Annotated in this window: 16 protein-coding genes; 8 read left to right on the top strand and 8 right to left on the bottom strand. The window is 70.2% G+C overall.

Annotated features, from left to right (window positions below; genetic code table 11):
- The 3 genes from ACTHN1_RS10870 to ACTHN1_RS10860 are packed head-to-tail and all read right to left on the bottom strand — an operon-like array spanning position 1 to position 3348.
- Positions 1-507, bottom strand: coding sequence for a methylated-DNA--[protein]-cysteine S-methyltransferase (locus ACTHN1_RS10870; RefSeq protein WP_440470963.1), 507 nt, complete (start codon positions 505-507; stop codon positions 1-3).
- Positions 504-2015, bottom strand: a complete 1512-nt coding sequence (locus ACTHN1_RS10865) for an AlkA N-terminal domain-containing protein (RefSeq protein ID WP_440470962.1) — start codon at positions 2013-2015, stop codon at positions 504-506. Before ACTHN1_RS10865 ends, ACTHN1_RS10870 begins: the two co-directional genes overlap by 4 nt.
- A 49-nt stretch (positions 2016-2064) precedes the next feature.
- Entirely contained in the window at positions 2065-3348 is a 1284-nt protein-coding gene (locus ACTHN1_RS10860; protein ID WP_440470961.1) for an alkaline phosphatase family protein, read from the bottom strand.
- 58 nt (positions 3349-3406) lie between these two features.
- Here ACTHN1_RS10860 and ACTHN1_RS10855 point away from each other — a divergent pair, with 58 nt between their 5' ends.
- Positions 3407-3943, top strand: a complete 537-nt coding sequence (locus tag ACTHN1_RS10855; RefSeq protein WP_440470960.1) for a YybH family protein — start codon at positions 3407-3409, stop codon at positions 3941-3943.
- A gap of 24 nt (positions 3944-3967) precedes the next feature.
- Here the strand turns inward: ACTHN1_RS10855 and ACTHN1_RS10850 are convergent, their stop codons facing one another.
- Together ACTHN1_RS10850 and ACTHN1_RS10845 are read right to left on the bottom strand one after the other, a co-directional pair.
- Positions 3968-4228: a ThuA domain-containing protein gene (locus ACTHN1_RS10850; RefSeq protein ID WP_440470959.1), complete on the bottom strand. Its 261-nt coding sequence runs from the start codon at positions 4226-4228 to the stop codon at positions 3968-3970.
- The gene (locus ACTHN1_RS10845; protein WP_440470958.1) at positions 4144-4659 is read right to left on the bottom strand and encodes a ThuA domain-containing protein; all 516 of its coding nucleotides are present in this window, start codon (positions 4657-4659) and stop codon (positions 4144-4146) included. The genes ACTHN1_RS10850 and ACTHN1_RS10845 overlap by 85 nt, the downstream gene beginning before the upstream one ends.
- A 138-nt stretch (positions 4660-4797) precedes the next feature.
- Here ACTHN1_RS10845 and ACTHN1_RS10840 point away from each other — a divergent pair, with 138 nt between their 5' ends.
- Complete coding sequence (locus ACTHN1_RS10840) at positions 4798-6999, top strand: amylo-alpha-1,6-glucosidase (protein WP_440470957.1); 2202 nt, start codon at positions 4798-4800, stop codon at positions 6997-6999.
- 121 nt (positions 7000-7120) lie between these two features.
- Here the strand turns inward: ACTHN1_RS10840 and ACTHN1_RS10835 are convergent, their stop codons facing one another.
- Positions 7121-7474 carry a DUF1428 domain-containing protein gene (locus tag ACTHN1_RS10835; RefSeq protein ID WP_440470956.1) on the bottom strand — a complete coding sequence of 118 codons (354 nt, stop codon included), beginning with the start codon at positions 7472-7474 and terminating at the stop codon, positions 7121-7123.
- Positions 7475-7703: 229 nt separating this feature from the next.
- Between ACTHN1_RS10835 and ACTHN1_RS10830 the strand changes: the two genes are divergently transcribed.
- The 6 genes from ACTHN1_RS10830 (at position 7704) to ACTHN1_RS10805 (ending at position 12135) form a co-directional block, all read left to right on the top strand.
- A complete protein-coding gene (locus tag ACTHN1_RS10830; protein ID WP_440470955.1) occupies positions 7704-8405 on the top strand; it encodes a GNAT family N-acetyltransferase in 702 nt (233 codons plus the stop codon).
- Between the two features lie 141 nt (positions 8406-8546).
- Positions 8547-9047: a hypothetical protein gene (locus ACTHN1_RS10825; RefSeq protein ID WP_440470954.1), complete on the top strand. Its 501-nt coding sequence runs from the start codon at positions 8547-8549 to the stop codon at positions 9045-9047.
- Between the two features lie 55 nt (positions 9048-9102).
- Entirely contained in the window at positions 9103-9519 is a 417-nt protein-coding gene (locus tag ACTHN1_RS10820; protein WP_440470953.1) for an STAS/SEC14 domain-containing protein, read from the top strand.
- 244 nt (positions 9520-9763) lie between these two features.
- A complete protein-coding gene (locus tag ACTHN1_RS10815) occupies positions 9764-10588 on the top strand; it encodes an AraC family ligand binding domain-containing protein (RefSeq protein ID WP_440470952.1) in 825 nt (274 codons plus the stop codon).
- A 77-nt stretch (positions 10589-10665) separates the two neighbouring features.
- On the top strand, positions 10666-11640 hold the full coding sequence (locus ACTHN1_RS10810; RefSeq protein ID WP_440470951.1) for a DMT family transporter: 975 nt from the start codon (positions 10666-10668) through the stop codon (positions 11638-11640).
- 39 nt (positions 11641-11679) lie between these two features.
- Positions 11680-12135 carry a nuclear transport factor 2 family protein gene (locus ACTHN1_RS10805; protein ID WP_440470950.1) on the top strand — a complete coding sequence of 152 codons (456 nt, stop codon included), beginning with the start codon at positions 11680-11682 and terminating at the stop codon, positions 12133-12135.
- 13 nt (positions 12136-12148) lie between these two features.
- Here ACTHN1_RS10805 and ACTHN1_RS10800 read toward each other — a convergent pair whose 3' ends face one another.
- Together ACTHN1_RS10800 and ACTHN1_RS10795 are read right to left on the bottom strand one after the other, a co-directional pair.
- Entirely contained in the window at positions 12149-12784 is a 636-nt protein-coding gene (locus ACTHN1_RS10800) for a cation transporter (protein ID WP_440470949.1), read from the bottom strand.
- Positions 12785-12844: 60 nt separating this feature from the next.
- A complete protein-coding gene (locus ACTHN1_RS10795) occupies positions 12845-15514 on the bottom strand; it encodes an EAL domain-containing protein (RefSeq protein ID WP_440470948.1) in 2670 nt (889 codons plus the stop codon).
- Positions 15515-15660: the final 146 nt, after the last annotated feature.

Raw genomic sequence — 15660 nt, 5'->3', positions numbered from 1 at the left:
TCAGCCGAACAGATCACCGTTTGACAATGCGCCCTCGAGCGTCAGCAGGTACTGCTTGGTCGGCAGGCCGCCGCCGAATCCGGTCAGGCTGCCGTCGGCGCCAATCACGCGATGGCAGGGCAGCACGATCGGCAGTGGATTGCGTCCGTTGGCGGCGCCGACCGCGCGGGTGGCGGTCGGCTTGTCCACGCGCCGCGCCAGTTCCGCGTAGCTGATCGTCTGGCCGTAGGGAATGTCGGCCAGGGTGTGCCAGACCGTGCGCTGGAAATCGGTGCCTTGCGGGGCGAGCGGCAGATCGAATTCGCGACGCTCGCCACGGAAGTACTGGGCCAGCTGGCGCGCGGCTTCGCGCATCACCGCGTTGTCGCCCGGCCGCCATTCCGGCGAGCGCTTGTACGGATGGCGCGGGTTGTCGAATTCGATCACGCGCAGCGCCTGGTCGTCGGCGACCAGCAGCAGCGGACCGACCGGACTGTCGATATGGCGATGGAGCAGGGGCGTGTTCATGGCGAGGCGGGAACGGGCAGGGGTTTGGGAGCGGGCATGCTGTCGCGCCACAACTGGATCACCGCATAGGCGCGCCATGGACGCCAGCCTTCGGCGCGCGCGGTCAGCGCCTTGGCGGTCATGCGACTGCCATCGGTGGGCACGGCCTTCTGCAGGACGAGATCGTCGGCGGGAAACGCGTCGGGATGTCCCAACGCGCGCATGGCCATGTAGTTCGCGGTCCAGGGACCGATGCCGGGCAACGCGACCCAGCGCGCGGTGAAATCCTCCAGCGTGCGTTCGCCGCGGAAGTCCACGCGGCCCTCCAGCAGCGCGCGCGCCATCGCGTTGATGGTGGCGGCGCGCGCGCGGGTCAGGCCGATCGCGGTGAGATCGACGTCCACCAATGCCTCGGCGGTCGGGAACAGGTGCGCGAGGCCAGGACCGAACGGCGTCGCCAATGGCGTGCCGTGCTGTTGCGCCAGGCGCGCGGTCAGCGTGCGCGCGGCGGCCACGCTGACCTGCTGGCCGATGATCGCGCGCACCGCGATCTCGAATCCGTCCCAGCCGCTGGGCAGGCGCAAACCCGGGCGCCTGCGCAGCAGCGGACGCAGGCGCGGATCGGATCCGAGCGCGCGCGCGATCGCCTGTGGATCCGCGTCCAGATCGAACATGCGGCGGATCCGGCTGACGATGGCGAGCAACTGCGCGGGGGCGGCGCCATGCAGTTCCAGCCGGAGTGCGTGCTCGTCAGGCTTGCCGCTCCAGCGGCTGACCCGCAGCCAACCCGGCGCGTCGGCGTTGCCGATGACCCGCGCGTAGCTGTGCGCATCGACGTATTCGACGCCGGGCAGCGCGCGGCCGCGCAGGAAGTCCAGCATCGCCTCGAAGTCATACGGGGGCCGGTAGCCCAGGCGCAGGGCGACGCCCTCGTCGTCCACCGCCGATTCGCGCTTGCGCAGATCGCGCGGCGCCATCCGGTAGGCCTCGCGGAAGCTGGTGTTGAAACGGGTCAGGCTGCCGAATCCCGCCGCGAGCGCGACCTGGGTGATCGGCAGGCGGGTTTCGGTGAGCAGTTGCTTGGCGAACAGCAGCCGGCGGGTGCCGTGCACGCCGATCGGGCTGGCGCCCAACCGGTCGTTGAACAGGCGCCGCAACTGGCGTTCGCCCAGCCCCAGCGTATCCGCCAGATCCGCCAGCGGGCGGTCGGCCAGCACGCCCTGGTCGATCAGCTTCAACGCGCGCGCGACGGTTTCGTCACCGCGCCGCCATGCGCCGTCGCCCGGCGACAGTTCGGGCCGGCAGCGCAGGCAGGGGCGGAAGCCGTCGGCCTCCGCGGCGGCGGCGTTCGGATAGTAGGTGACGTTGACCGGCTTGGGCGCGGGCGCCGGACAGACCGGACGGCAATAGATGCGGGTGCTGGTGACGGCGGTGAAGAACAGGCCGTCGAAGCGCGGATCCCGGCTCAGCCGCGCCTGTTCGCAGACGCGGTGATCGGGCAGGCCGGCGGGGTGGGGCGCGGTGGACATGCGAGCAGGCTAGCACCGCCCCTGGCCACCGACTCACCGTTTTCGGACATCAATGCGAAGACGCCGGGGCGGCCTCGGCGGGGTTCAGGATCGGCAACAGGGTCTGCGGATTGCCGTCGTTCGGCGCGGGCGCGATACCCAGCAGGCGCGCCAGCAGCGGATAGACATCCACGTTGTCGAAGCCGGGCACGGTGACGCCGCGCCGGAATGCCGGTCCGCGGGCCAGGAAGATGGCCCGCATCGACGGCGCGGCCGGGTCGTAACCGTGCGAACCGCCGCCCTTCCAGCCGTTGCGGCGCCAGCGCTCGACCGCCTCGCGCTTCACCAGCAGCCAGCCTTCGTCGGCCTGGCAGACGATCGCCGGCACGCGCGGATGGGTGCCGTAGTGCCAGCGCGCCGGCATGTCCTGCTTGCGCCAGCATTCGGCGTGATCGCGACGGCCTAGCAGTTGCCGTTCGGCGGCGGCCTCACGACCGGGGCGGGGATTGAAACCGACCACCTGGCCCACGGTGACGGCCTGCGCGTCGTCCGGCGACACCCGGTCCTCGACGGTCACCACGCGTTCGGGCGAAGTCGCGGCCATACCGTGATCGGACACCACGATGAGGTTCACGCGATCACGCTCGCCGCGGGCGTCGATACCGTCCAGGAGCTGGCCGATGGCGGTGTCGATCGCCTTCAGCGTGTCTTCGACATTGCGTGATTCCGGACCGTTGTCGTGGCCGGCGGTGTCGACATGCTCGAAATACAGGGTGATCAGGCGTGGCCGTTCGGCGGCCGGCAGATCCAGCCACGCCTGCACCTGGCGCACGCGATCGTCGATGGCGAAGGCCTTGTCGAACGGGAACCACTGGCTGGGGCGAACGCCCTGCACGGCGGCTTCGGATCCGGGCCAGAACATGGTCGCGGTGCGCAGGCCGGCCTTCTCGGCACCCACCCAGATCGGCTCGCCGCTCCACCAGCGCGCATCGCCGACGGCCTCGCGATCGCTCAGCGAGAATCCGCCCAGGTGCTCGTCGGTCATCGTGTTGTTGATGATGCCGTGATGATCCGGGCGCAGGCCGGTGACCAGGGTGTAGTGGTTGGGGAAGGTCAGCGAAGGGTAGGACGGGTTCATCCATTCGGCGTGCACGCCGTCGCGGGCCAATTGCGCGAGGTGGGGGGTGATGCCGCGCTGCAGGTACTCGGCGCGGACGCCGTCGAGCGAGATCAGCAGGAGGGTGGCCGGTTCCCGGGGCGGGGTGGAGACGGTGTGCGGAGCGCGGGTCGCGCAGCCGGCCGACAGCAGCAATGCGGCGGCCAGCCACGCGGCCCTGACGAATGGCAGGCGCATGGAAGGACGGAAAGGGAATGGAATGCCGCGAAGCTTGGCAGGTTTCGGAGAACTTCGCATGACAGCAGGTCTACGACTTTCGTGGTTGCCGCTGCTCGCGGTCCTGGCGACGGGAGCCCGGGCCGCCGAGACGCCAGCCGCTCCGGCGGCGGCGGGCGACGCCGCCCGTTGCGCGGTGTGGGCCCGGGAACTGGGCTTCGCCGACGCCCTGGCCCGGCATGACGCCGAGGCGTTCGCGGGCTTTCTCCATGCCGACGCGGTGTTCGGGGTCGGGCACCAGCCAACCCGCGGCCGCGCCGCGATCCTGGCCGACTGGATGCCGCTGATCGAAGGCAAGGCGCTGGAACTGCGCTGGTACCCGGAGCGGGTGTCGGTGGGCGGCGATGGCCGGACCGCGTATTCCAGCGGCCCGGCGCTGTACCGGAACCCGAAGGACGGCAGTTACCGGCTGGGCCGGTTCGGGTCGGTGTGGCAGCAGGATGCCGACGGCCAGTGGCGGGTGATCTTCGACGACGGCGTCCGCCCGGCGCCCGTCGATGAAGCCGGGGTCAAGGCGTTCGAAGCCGGACGGCGCGACGCCTGCCCGGCGAGCTGATTCGGCGGTCGGCGGCCTGCCCGGTCACATGGCGCAGGCCACCTTCGAGATGGCGCAGGAAAACGCCGTCCGCGTACAACGCCGCGTCGTGTCCCAGGCGGTATGCCAGGCGCGGCCGGCGTCGACGCGATGGCATCGGGCGATCGGTTGATCACGACCCGGGGTGCCGCCCGGGTAGTCGCGCTCGTCCACGGTCGCGATCACCTCGACCCGTCCACGCGGATTGCGCCGGTAGTGGTGGATCTCGTCGGTGACACGCCATTCGCGGCCCCCCACCGGTGCCATCCACGGCGAACGCACCCGCGTGGTGGGTGGATGGCGGAGAACCAGGCGCCGACCAGTTCGCCGTAGCATGGCCGGTCGTACTGGGTGTCGGCCGCGGCATGCACGCCCATGAAACCGCCGCCTGCGCGGATGAAACCCTCCAGTGCCTGCTGCTGTTCGGGATCGAGGATGTCCCCGGTGGTGTTGACGAAGATCACCGCGCGATAGCCGCGCAGCCGTTCCGGGGAGAACGCCTCGGCATCCTCGCCGGCCTTCGCGCGCAGCGATTGCACTTGCGCGATGCCGCGCAGTTTTTCCACCGCCACGGGAATGGACTTATGCCGGTAGCCGGCGGTCTTGCTGAGATCAGGATGCGCGTTGGCGTCGCAAGTGCGGCCCGGCACGCCGCACAGAACGAACGCGAGGAACAGGGTGAATCGTCGGGACGTCATCGCGCGGGTCTGCCACGCTGCGTTCGTTGCAGGCGCAACGATGCTGCACTGCGGTTTTGCCGACGCGGGACGATGACCTAGGCTGGGTGCCAGGAGTTTCTCCCACGCCGGACGCGTCTCTCTCCCAAGAGGTCATCCATGCGCCATTGGCCAATCCGCGCCAGGTGTTTCCTGGTCGGATGCTTCCTGTCATTGCCGACCCTGTCGGCATTCTCCGCGCAATCGCAACCCGGCGCAGATGCGCTGCCCGTCTGGTCGATCGGACAGCCGAAGGAGAACCGCTACGTGTCCGCGCATGGCCTGCGCGCATTCGCGGGCGGCTACTCGGAGGACGGGCTGGAGATATGGACGTTTCCGTTGCAACTGGCATCGGACTATCGCCTCGTCTTCGTCATCGATGGCCGGAGCGAAGACGCCCTGGCGTACCTGGCATCGGCGGACGTGGATCCGCTGGGCGCGACCCGCCACTATGCCGGCCCCGGTTTCACGGTGCGCGAGCGCATCGAGACGCGCGGCCGGCATCCTGGCGTGATCATCCGCTACCAGGTGGAAGGAAAGCCGGTCGACCTGCGCGCGCGTTTCCGCCCGTCGCTCAACCTGATGTGGCCGGCGGCGGTCGGTGGACAGGAGCTGGCGTGGGATGCGCAGGCGAAGGGATTTCTTGTCGGCGAGCCCCGCAGGCAATTCCGCGCGCTGGTGGCTTCGCCGCAGGCCACGGCGCACTCCGAACCGAACAACGATCGGCGCGGCAGCGAGTTCGGCCTGCCGCTATTCCTGCAACTGGCGCCACAACCCTGTGGCGCACGGCGCTGCGCCGAACTGATGTTCGCCGGCCAGAGCGAGCGGGACGAGGACGTGCATGCCACCGTGGCCGCGTTGCGGCACGCCCCGAGCGAAGAGGATGCCGCGCGCTTCCGGCCCGCCGGGCAACTGCGCATCACCACCCCGGATGCGGACGCCAACCGCGCGTTGCAGTGGGCGCAGATCGCGCTGGAACAGGCCTGGACCTGCAATGCGCGGCTGGGCTGCGGACTGGTGGCCGGATACGGGCCTTCGCATGGCGCGCGCCGGCCGCAATACGCATGGTACTTCGCCGGCGACGGACTGGTCGGCGCGCGCGCATTGATCCACGAAGGGCGCTTCGAACGGGCGGCGGAGGAACTGGCCTTCATCCTGCGCTACCAACATCCGGACAACGGGATGATCTGGCACGAGATGTCGCAGAGCGCCGGTTTCCTGGACTGGGCCGGCGACTATCCGTACATGTACGTGCATGTGGATATCGCGTTCGATTTCATCAGCGTGCTGGGCGAGTACCTGCGCGCCAGCGGCGATCATGCCTTCCTGCACCGGCATTGGCCGGTCATCCTCAAAGCCTATCGCTATTGTGTGTCCACGCTGGATCCGGACGATGGACTGCCGCGCGTGCCGGCGGACAAGATGAGCGCGAACGAGCAGGATCGCCTGACCGACGAGCTGACCCTGTCGGCGGCCTGGGTCGAGGCCGCGTCGGCGATGTCGGGGCTGGCCGAGGCATACGGGGACGCGGGGCTGGCCCGCGCGGCCGACAAAGCCGCCGGGCGCGCGCGCAAGAGCCTGCGCGCGCGCTATCGCGACGAGGCCGGCCAGCGCTGGGTCAGCGGCTTCACCCATGCCGGCAAGGCCGCTGAAAGCACGTCACCCGCCGACCTGGCGGCGATTCGTTCCGGGGCGGCGACCGCGGCGGAGGCCGAAGCCACGCTGCGGCAGCTGTCCAGTCCGGCCTACCTCACCGCGTGGGGACTCCGCAGCCGGCCCGAGACGGCGGCGGACTACGATCCCGAAGCCTATTCGCGCGGCAGCGTCTGGGGCCTGGGCACCGCGATGGCGGCGGAGACCCTGTGGCGCGAGGGTCGGGCGGAACAGGCCGCTACGCTGTGGCGCAGCCTGGTGTCGTGGGCGGACGCGGATTCACCCGGCCACCTGCATGAAGTCATGCGCGGCGATCGGCCGGAGCCGCAGCGCGAATCAGTGCCGGAACAGACCTGGTCCTCGGCGGCGTTCCTGTCGGCCGCCATCCACGGCATGCTCGGCCTGGACGCGGATGCGCGGGCGAAGCGGCTGCGATTCGCGCCGCGACCGCCCGCCGGGTGGAATCACCTGGATGTCGACAATGTCCGGCTGGGCGACGGCCGAATCGATCTCCATTGGCGCAGGCATGCGGATCGCGTGGACCTGGAGATCGAGAATCGCGGCGCGCCTTTCCTGCTGATCTGGGAGCAGCGCGGCGGCGGGGACGCCGCGCCGATGGTGATCGAACACCAGGTGGGCGCCGGTAGAACCCGACTGGGCACGCCCTGAGCCGAGGCGTCGAGCGGCCCGTCCCGCAGCGCGGATGCAACCGGCGCCGCCATGTGGCGCCGGAGCAGCGGAGCAGCGGAGCAGGCTCCGCTCTCCGTACTGAATCCAGGCGAGGGCCGGACTACTTCAGATCCACCACCGGGGCGAAGCCGCCGAAGATCATCCGCTTGCCATCGAAAGGCATGGGGTTGGCGGCATCCATGCGCGGATCCTCCATCATCTTCTTCATGCCGATGTCGCGGGTCGGCTTGTCCGGCCATTCGACCCAGGAGAACACCACGGCCTCCTCGTCGGTGGCCTTCACCGCGCGGCGGAAATCGGTGACCTGGCCGTCGGGCACGTCATCCCCCCAGCATTCGATGACGCGAATGGCGCCGAGCTCCAGGAAAATCGGATCGAATTCCCGGGCATGGGCGATGAACTTCTCCTTGTTGGCGTTCGGCACGGCGATGACGAAACCGTCGATGTAGGACATGGTGGAGCTCCTGGTCTTGAGAGGGATGAAAGGTCCGCGATGCGGGCCTTCACCGTTTCGACGAACGGGCGGGGCGGAAATCGACAGGGCCCGACGCCCTGTTCAGCTGACCGTTCCGGGCAGGCCGACGCGCGCTTCGGCCATGGGCGCAGCGACACGGTTAACATGGGTGGACGCCGGGATGCGTGAAGGCGCATCGCCGCGAACGAAAACGCATGGCCGCACGACGATGACTGCCGAAATCCCCGCACGACGCGTCCAGGACGCACTCGACAATCCGTTCTGGTCCTCGCTGCGGAGCCTGCACCGCGGCATCGCGTTGCAGGCGGGCGACGTGAGCCGCTACCCGGCCGAATACGCGCCGTTCCTGGGCGTGGCGGAGGAAGGGCAGCGGGTCGAGGCGGAGCTGGAGGCGCTGGTCGCGCCCGCCGAATCGGTATACCTGATCGGCGTCGCGCCCGAGCCACCGCCCGGATGGCGGCTGGATGCCTTCAGGCCGCTGGCGCAGATGATCCGCGCCACGCCGCTGCCGGTGGCCGACGGCCCGGAGATCCTGCCGCTGGGCGAGGCGCACCGCGCCGACGTACTGGCGCTGACGGCGCTGGTGTATCCGCACTACTTCCGCGCGCGCACGATGGACATGGGGCGCTACTTCGGCATCTACCAGGACGGCCGCCTCGCCGCGATGATCGGCGAGCGCCTGGGCACCGGCGAATGCCGCGAGATGAGCGCCATCTGCACCCATCCCGATTTCCACGGTCGCGGCTACGCCGGCCGGCTCACCGCCATGCTCACCAACGACACCCTGGCGCGCGGCGCGTTGCCGTTCCTGCATGTCAGCCACGAGAACCCGCGCGCGCTCGGGCTGTACGAGCGGCTGGGTTTCCGGCATCGCCGCGACATCGGTTTCTGGTCCCTGCGCAGGGGGTGACGCGGGGGCCACGCCGCTGTCCGGCGATCCCCGCGACACCTGGACGGCGGCGCTGTCATGTTCCTGTCATTTCACCGAAGCAGGATCTTCACGAAACCGTAAAGCGCGCCCATCGCGGACGCGCCGGGCAAGGGCGGACGCATGAAGATCAAGGCTTGGCTGCTGGCGGGACTGGCGATGGCGTGGATGTCGGCGGCGTTCGCCCAGCAGGCGCCGCACGTCAACATCGAACAGCGGCTCACGCCCGAACAGATGCGGGCCACCGGCCTGGACCAGCTCAGCCCGGCGCAGCTGGAACTGCTCAACCGGCTGTTGTCCGAACAGGTGGAAGCACGCGCGCAGGAACGCGCCGAAGTCATCGCCCGCAGCCAGCCGCCGGCGCGTCCGCGCGACGAGGGCTCGCTGATCGGCCTGAACGACGAACCCATACGCGCGCGCCTGAAGGGCACCGTGACGGGATGGGAGCCGGGCACGGTGTTCGAACTCGACAACGGCCAGCAGTGGAAGGTACTGAAGGGCAGGATGAAGCTGTCGCGCCCGCTGGAATCGCCGGACATCGTGGTCGTGCCGGGCGTGGCCGGGCGCTGGTTCCTGCAGGTCGAGGAAGACACGCCGAAAGCGCGCGTCTATCGCATCGACTGAACCGTCCTCCCGCGCGCGTTGACGCGCCTGCGACATCCGCGCGCGGACGATGGCCATGGACAACTGCCGGAATCCGCGCATGATCGAGAGCATTCCCGCGCCGCCGCACGTGGCGGCCTTCCGCTTCAGCGGCCAGCTCAGCGGCGAAGACTACGACCGCTGCATCGCCACCCTGGAAGCGCATCTGGCCGAGTACCGGCGCATCGGCGTCTTCACCGACCTGCGCGACATGACCGGGCTCAGCGCCGAGGCGTTGGCCAAGGATCTGCGCTACGCGGTGCAGAAACTGGGCGAGTACTCCCGCTTCGCGCGGGCGGCGGTGGTGACCGACAAGCAATGGCTGGGGCGCATCTCCGAACTGGCCGGGCACCTGTTGCCGGCCACGGAAGTGCGCGCCTTCGAACCGGCCGAGGCCGGGCAGGCGCTGGCGTGGGCGGCGGAAGTCACGCCCGAGAGCAACGACCCGGCCTGAACGCGCGCCGTTATCCCAGCAGCGCGCCGAGACTGGCGCTTACCGCCGCGCCAAGCAGCAGGCATCCCAGCATCGCGAGCCAGTGCAGCGAGCGGGCGTAGAAGGTTTTCATCGAATCTCCGTGTGCCGGACCCGGCAGGTCCGTTCCGGCCTGTTCCGTGGCCCCTGTACGCGCACCAACGCCACGGAGGGACGGCGCCGGCCAGGGGCGGCGGGGGCGGCCGACCAGTGGCATGATCCGCCGATGCAAGGCGTGCCCGAGCAGTTCGAATCCACCCGCGACGCGGCCCAGTTCCGCCACCCGCCACACCGCGCGGGGGTGGAACTGTACCGCGCGCACATCGTCCGGCATGCGTTCGAGCCGCATACCCACGAAGCCTTCGGCCTGGGCGCGATCGAGTCCGGGGTCGAGCGCTTCCGCTATGCCGGCGCGGATCATCTGGCGTCGCCCGGATCGCTGGTGCTGATGAATCCGGAAACGCTGCATACCGGACGCGCGGAAACCGAGGACGGCTGGCGCTACCGGATGATCTACCTGGATCGCACGGCGCTGGAAGCGGTGACCGGCGAAACCGGCTGGTGGTTCGCCGACGCCGTGCGCCAGGACGGCGCCCGCGCGGCGCGGGTCACCCTCCTGCTGGACGCGCTCTGGCACGCCCGCGAACCGCTGGCGTTCGACAGTCTGCTGCTGCAACTGCTGGACACCCTGCGCGATCACGCGCGGATTGGCCGGCCCGCCGCGCAGGATCCGCCGGCGCGCTTCGCCGATGTCGTCGACTACCTGCATGCGCACCTGGGCGAACGGATGACCCTGGAGTCGCTCGCCAACGTCGCCGGTCTCAGCCCGTTCCATTTCCTGCGCCGGTTCCGCGACCAGTACCACGTCACCCCGCAGCAGATGCTGATGGCGTTGCGCGTGCACGAAGCCAAGCGCCGGCTGGGCGCGGGCGAGGCGCCCGCCGAGGTGGCCGCCGCCACCGGCATGGCCGACCAGGCCCACCTGACCCGCGCGTTCGCCCGCCGCTACGGGGTGACGCCGGCGCGCTACCAGCGCCAGGTGCGCGGCTGAGCCGGCGCAATCTGGTGCAAGACGGCGCCGGCGCCGGCGCCTAGAGTCGGCTTCTTTCGAGCGGGACGAACGATCCGATGTGGGTGGGAACGCTGTATGCGCTGGCCGCCGGGCTGATGTGGGGCCTGGTGTTCGTGGGGCCGCTGCTGTTGCCGGAATATCCGGCGGCGCTGCAGTCGGTGGGCCGCTATCTGGCGTTCGGCCTGATCGCGTTGCCGCTGGCCGCGTTCGATCGCGCCGAACTGCGCCGGCTGCGCGGCGCCGACTGGCGCGAGGCGCTCAAGCTCGCCGCGATCGGCAACCTGCTCTATTACTTCTGCCTGGCCAGCGCCATCCAGCGCGCCGGGGCGCCGGTGCCGACCATGATCATCGGCACCCTGCCGGTGGTGATCGCGATCAGCGCCAACCTGCGCAACGGCCATCGCGACGGCCACCTGCCGTGGCGCAGGCTGGCGCCGTCGCTGCTGCTGATCGCGCTGGGCATCGCCTGCGTCAACCAGGTGGAACTGCAGGCGCTGCGCGATGATCCGCAGGCCGATCCGTGGCGCTATGCCAGCGGCGCGGCGCTGGCGCTGATCGCGGTGGCCTGCTGGACCTGGTATCCGCTGCGCAACGCCGACTGGCTGCGCGCGCATCCGGATCGCAGTCCGCGCGCCTGGGCGACCGCGCAGGGCGTGGCGATCCTGCCGCTGGCGCTGCTGGGGTATGCGCTGCTGTGGGGCGTAATGACGCTGCGCGGCGCGGATTTCCCGATGCCGCTGGGACCGCGTCCGGCGTTCTTCATCGCGTTGATGGTGGCCATCGGCCTGTTCGCGTCGTGGCTGGGCACGCTGTGCTGGAACCAGGCCAGCCAGCGCCTGCCGACCGCGCTGGCCGGGCAGCTGATCGTGTTCGAGACGCTGGCCGCGCTGGCTTACGCGTTCATGCTGCGTGGACAGGCGCCGAAACCGCTGACCCTGCTGGGCATCGGCCTGCTGATCGCCGGCGTGCTGTGGGCGGTGCGGGTGAAGCCCGAACCGGCCGTCCGCATGGAGGAAGGGCACGGCCTGTAGCGGTTACCATCGCCGGCAGTCCAGGCGGAGGCCGGTGCGATGCGACAGGCGACGTGGAACGTGGTGGGCATGTTGTGGGTGGCGCTGCTGGCGACGCCGTGCGCATGGGCCGGCGACGCCGAGGACCGGCGCGACATCCTGGCGGTGGAGGCCGCGTTGTGCCGGGCCTTCGAGGACGCCGACGCGCAGACGCTGGAGCGGCATCTGGATCCGGGCTTCACGCTGATCGATTCGCGCGGCGTGATCACCGATCGCGCCGCCAACCTGGCGGAGGTGGCGGGTCGTGAGCCGCGCTACCGGGTGTTCCGCAACCAGGATCAGCGGATCCGGCTGCATGGCGACGCGGCGATCGTCACCGGAGTGACCCACATCGAAGGCGAAGCGCAGGGACAGGCGTTCACCGCCGACTTCCGCTTCACCGACACCTGGATTCGCCATCCGGACGGCTGGAAACTGGCCGCGAGCCACGCCAGCCGGTTGCCGGCGGCGCCCTGACCGGGTTCTCCTTTCAGGCGTGTCCGGGCGCGTTTTCGCGCCATGCCGACCACGCGCTGGACAGCACCCGCCAGGCGGAACGCAGGAACAGCAACAGCAGCGCGGCGCCCACCAGCAGGTCCGGCCAGCCGGCGCCGGCCAGCCACACGCCGGCGGCGGCGAGCAGCACCGCCAGCCCTTCGTAGACATCGTTGCGCGAACATTCCCACGCCGAGGCGAGGTTCACGTCGCCGGAGCGATAGGGTGTCAGCAGGCGCAGGCAGATCAGGTTGGCGCCCAGATTGATGAGGCCGACCAGGCCGATGGTCTCGAACAGCGGCACCGCCGGGTGCGCGAGCCGCCAGCCGATCTGCGCCGCCACCGCCAGCGCCGCGGCCAGGATCAGCAGGCCCTTGACCAGGGCGACCTGCGCCTTGGCGCGCGCGCCGGCGCCGACCACCATCAGGCTGAGCGCGTAGGTGGCGGCATCGCCCAGATTGTCCAGGCTGCCCGACAACAGCGAAGTGGAGCGGCTGTACCAGGCGGCGGCAATCATCATCAGGAAGGTGGCGACATTGATCGCCAGCACGATCGCCAGCACCCGCCGCTGGCGCGCCTCGAGCGCGGCGACGTCTATCGTCTTGCCACAGCCACAGCAGGAATCGGACATGTCGGTGCGCGTGCGGAAGATCCGCGGATTCTAGCGCCGCCGGGCCGGCGCCCGCCGGATTCAGGCCGCCTGGCGCTGGCGCTGGAACAGCACCCGCTCCGGCCGATGCAGGGCCATGCCCTGGCCGAAATCCACGCCCAGCCCGGTCAGGGTGGCGATCATCGCGGCATTGCCCACCCATTCGGCGACCACGCTCAGCCCGCGCTGGTGCCCGATCTGGGCGATGGCGTTGACGATGGTCCGGCTCATCGGGTCGGTTTCCAGATCGCGGATGAAGCTGCCGTCGATCTTGATCACGTCCACCGGCAGGTTCTTGAGGTAGCCGAACGAGGACATGCCGGCGCCGAAGTCGTCCAGCGCGATCCGGCAGCCGGCCTTGCGCAGGCGCTCGATCACGTGGACCACCTTGAGCAGGTTGCGCACCGCCACCGTCTCGGTGATCTCGAAGCACAGCCGCGAAGGCGGCACCCGGTGTTCGGCCACCAGTTCCAGGATGAAGTCGGCCAGATCCTCGTCCTCGATGCTGGCGCCGGACAGGTTGATCGCGCACTGCTGCAACGGGCGGCCGTCCGCGTGCAGCTGGCCGAAGTGGGTGAGCGCGGCGCGGATGACCCAGCGATCCACCATCGGCATCAGGCCATAGCGCTCGGCCGCCGGCAGGAACGCGCCGGGCAGGACGATGCGGCCGTCCTCGTCGCGCAGGCGCAGCAGCAGTTCCACCCGCGCGCCGTCCTCGCGACGGCCGTCCAGCGGCACGATCTCCTGGTAGTCCAGCAGCAGGCGCTGTTCCTCCATCGCCCAGCGCAGCCGGTTGGCCCATTCCATCTCGCCATAGCGGCGGGTGGCCTCGTCGTCGTCGCTGTAGACATGGATGCGGTTGCGCCCGTTTTCCTTGGCGACGTAGCAGGCGGTGTCGGCCCAGGACAGCAGATCCTTGAGGGTGGCGTTGTCCTGGTCGACCACCACCACGCCGATGCTGGCGCTGACGGTGTAGGTGCGTTCCTGCCAGACGAACATCTGCGATTCGATGCCGGTGCGCAGGCGTTCGGCCAGCGCGCGGGCGCTGGCGGTGTCGACGTCGAACGCGAGCAGGCCGAACTCGTCGCCGCCCAGGCGCGCCAGCAGGTCGTCGCCGCGCAGCTGCATCCGCATCGCCAGCGCGAGCTGCGCGAGCAACTGGTCACCGGCGGTATGGCCGGACACGTCGTTGATCAGCTTGAACTGATCGAGGTCGATGTAGAGCAGCGCGCAGGAACGCCCGCCCCGGCGGCGCTCGGACAGCGCCTGTTCGATCCGGCGCTCGAACTCGCGCCGGTTGCACAGTTCGGTCAGGGCGTCGTGGGTGGCCTGGTAGCTCAGGCGCTCGGTCAGCTCGCGCTGCTCGGAAATGTCGGTGGCGACCATCAGCAGGCGCGGCTCGTCCTCCATCTCGACCCGCGCGATCGAGGCGTTCGCCCAGAACTCGCCGCCCAGGCCGATCAGCAGCGCTTCCACGTTGCCCCAGTAGTCGCCGGTGCGGGCCGGTTGCCGGACCCGTTCGCGGAAGTCGGGATCGGCGAACAGCGCGGTCAGCGGCACGCCCGCGGAGACCACGTCGCCCAACCGCTGCCGCGCGGCCTGGTTGGCGTACAGGATGCGGCCGTCGCCATCGGACAGCAGCACCAGCGCGGGCAGCAGTTCGTTGAGCGCGCGGAACTGCGCCTCGCTCTGGCGGTACAACGAGCTCATCTCGTGGCCCAGCGTGATCGCGCGCTGGCGGGTGGTGGCCAGCGACCACAGCAGCGCGGCCAGCAGCAGGCTGATCACCGGACCGGCGGTGAGGATGACCTGCAGGCGCTCGCTGTCCGGCGGCGAAGGGCGCGGCCACAGGCGCAGTTCCCAGCGCCGGCCGCCGAATTCGAGCACTTCGCGATAGAGCCGCGCGCCGCTCGCGGCGCGGCCCGCGGAGTCGAAGAACGGCGCGGTGTCGGCCGCATCGAGATCGCGGACGCTGGCCTGGAAGGTTTCCAGCACCGGGCCGCGCAGGGCGTCGTGCACCAGCGGCTCCAGGCGCAGGCTCACCGCCAGCGCGCCAATCGCGCGCGCGCGCCGCGCGGCCACGCCCACCGGCTCGGCGCCGTCGGAATACACCGGCAGGCGCACGGTCACGCCGAGCCGCTGCTGGTTGCCCGGCACCGACTGGCGCAGGACGAACGGCGCGGACAGCACCACGCTGTTGCTGTCGCGCGCGCGTTCCAGCGCCAGCAGGTTCTCGTGCTGGCTGGCGATGTTCAGGCCCAGCAACACCTCGTTGCCGCGGAACGGGGTGATGAATTGATAGCGATAGGCGGATTGGCCGTCGACGCCGGATTCGATCCGCTGGGCGAACGCGGTGGCCACGCGCGCCGGGCCGATGCGTTGGCGTTGCAGGTTTTCGGTGACCTGGGTGAAACGGACCTGATCCATCCGATCATTGGCCAGGAACACGGTCTGCATGGCGCGCAGTTCGGAGGCGACGGTCTGCAGCGGCGCGCGCAGCTGGCGGACCGCGGCCTGGGCCAGCGCCTTGCGCTGCGCGTCGGTGCGTTCGTTGAGATCCCGCCATTCGCCCAGCGCCAGCCAGGCGGTGAAGGCCAGGCCCATCGCCAGCACGGCCAGCGCCCAGCGCCAGGGGCCGGCTTCGCGGCGCGGATGTTCCGCAGGCGAGTGCGCCGCCGTCGCCGACGGCAGCGGGCGGGGTGACGGGACCATCACGGCATCCACCTGTCCATCGGAAGGGCGCGTGCTCCGGCACACCGGGCCGTCCGCGCACGCGTGGCGTCAGTGTGGGACGGGTGGCGGCGGCTGTCGACCCCGTGCCGGGAGAAGTCCCGATGGCGGGCCGATTGGCTGGGCCC

The sequence above is a fragment of the Pseudoxanthomonas sp. genome (genome assembly GCF_051953815.1).
Lineage (GTDB): Bacteria > Pseudomonadota > Gammaproteobacteria > Xanthomonadales > Xanthomonadaceae > Pseudoxanthomonas_A.
Note: the sequence above shows the minus strand (reverse complement) of the source record. Positions and strands in the feature narration are given on the sequence as shown.

Bases quoted from the DNA above. Each gene is read 5' to 3' on its own strand.
- ACTHN1_RS10870 (WP_440470963.1), bottom strand. From the start codon at position 507: ATGAACACGCCCCTGCTCCATCGCCATATCGACAGTCCGGTCGGTCCG.
- ACTHN1_RS10865 (WP_440470962.1), bottom strand. From the start codon at position 2,015: ATGTCCACCGCGCCCCACCCCGCCGGCCTGCCCGATCACCGCGTCTGC.
- ACTHN1_RS10860 (WP_440470961.1), bottom strand. From the start codon at position 3,348: ATGCGCCTGCCATTCGTCAGGGCCGCGTGGCTGGCCGCCGCATTGCTG.
- ACTHN1_RS10855 (WP_440470960.1), top strand. From the start codon at position 3,407: ATGACAGCAGGTCTACGACTTTCGTGGTTGCCGCTGCTCGCGGTCCTG.
- ACTHN1_RS10850 (WP_440470959.1), bottom strand. From the start codon at position 4,228: ATGGCACCGGTGGGGGGCCGCGAATGGCGTGTCACCGACGAGATCCAC.
- ACTHN1_RS10845 (WP_440470958.1), bottom strand. From the start codon at position 4,659: ATGACGTCCCGACGATTCACCCTGTTCCTCGCGTTCGTTCTGTGCGGC.
- ACTHN1_RS10840 (WP_440470957.1), top strand. From the start codon at position 4,798: ATGCGCCATTGGCCAATCCGCGCCAGGTGTTTCCTGGTCGGATGCTTC.
- ACTHN1_RS10835 (WP_440470956.1), bottom strand. From the start codon at position 7,474: ATGTCCTACATCGACGGTTTCGTCATCGCCGTGCCGAACGCCAACAAG.
- ACTHN1_RS10830 (WP_440470955.1), top strand. From the start codon at position 7,704: ATGACTGCCGAAATCCCCGCACGACGCGTCCAGGACGCACTCGACAAT.
- ACTHN1_RS10825 (WP_440470954.1), top strand. From the start codon at position 8,547: ATGAAGATCAAGGCTTGGCTGCTGGCGGGACTGGCGATGGCGTGGATG.
- ACTHN1_RS10820 (WP_440470953.1), top strand. From the start codon at position 9,103: ATGGACAACTGCCGGAATCCGCGCATGATCGAGAGCATTCCCGCGCCG.
- ACTHN1_RS10815 (WP_440470952.1), top strand. From the start codon at position 9,764: ATGCAAGGCGTGCCCGAGCAGTTCGAATCCACCCGCGACGCGGCCCAG.
- ACTHN1_RS10810 (WP_440470951.1), top strand. From the start codon at position 10,666: ATGTGGGTGGGAACGCTGTATGCGCTGGCCGCCGGGCTGATGTGGGGC.
- ACTHN1_RS10805 (WP_440470950.1), top strand. From the start codon at position 11,680: ATGCGACAGGCGACGTGGAACGTGGTGGGCATGTTGTGGGTGGCGCTG.
- ACTHN1_RS10800 (WP_440470949.1), bottom strand. From the start codon at position 12,784: ATGTCCGATTCCTGCTGTGGCTGTGGCAAGACGATAGACGTCGCCGCG.
- ACTHN1_RS10795 (WP_440470948.1), bottom strand. From the start codon at position 15,514: ATGGTCCCGTCACCCCGCCCGCTGCCGTCGGCGACGGCGGCGCACTCG.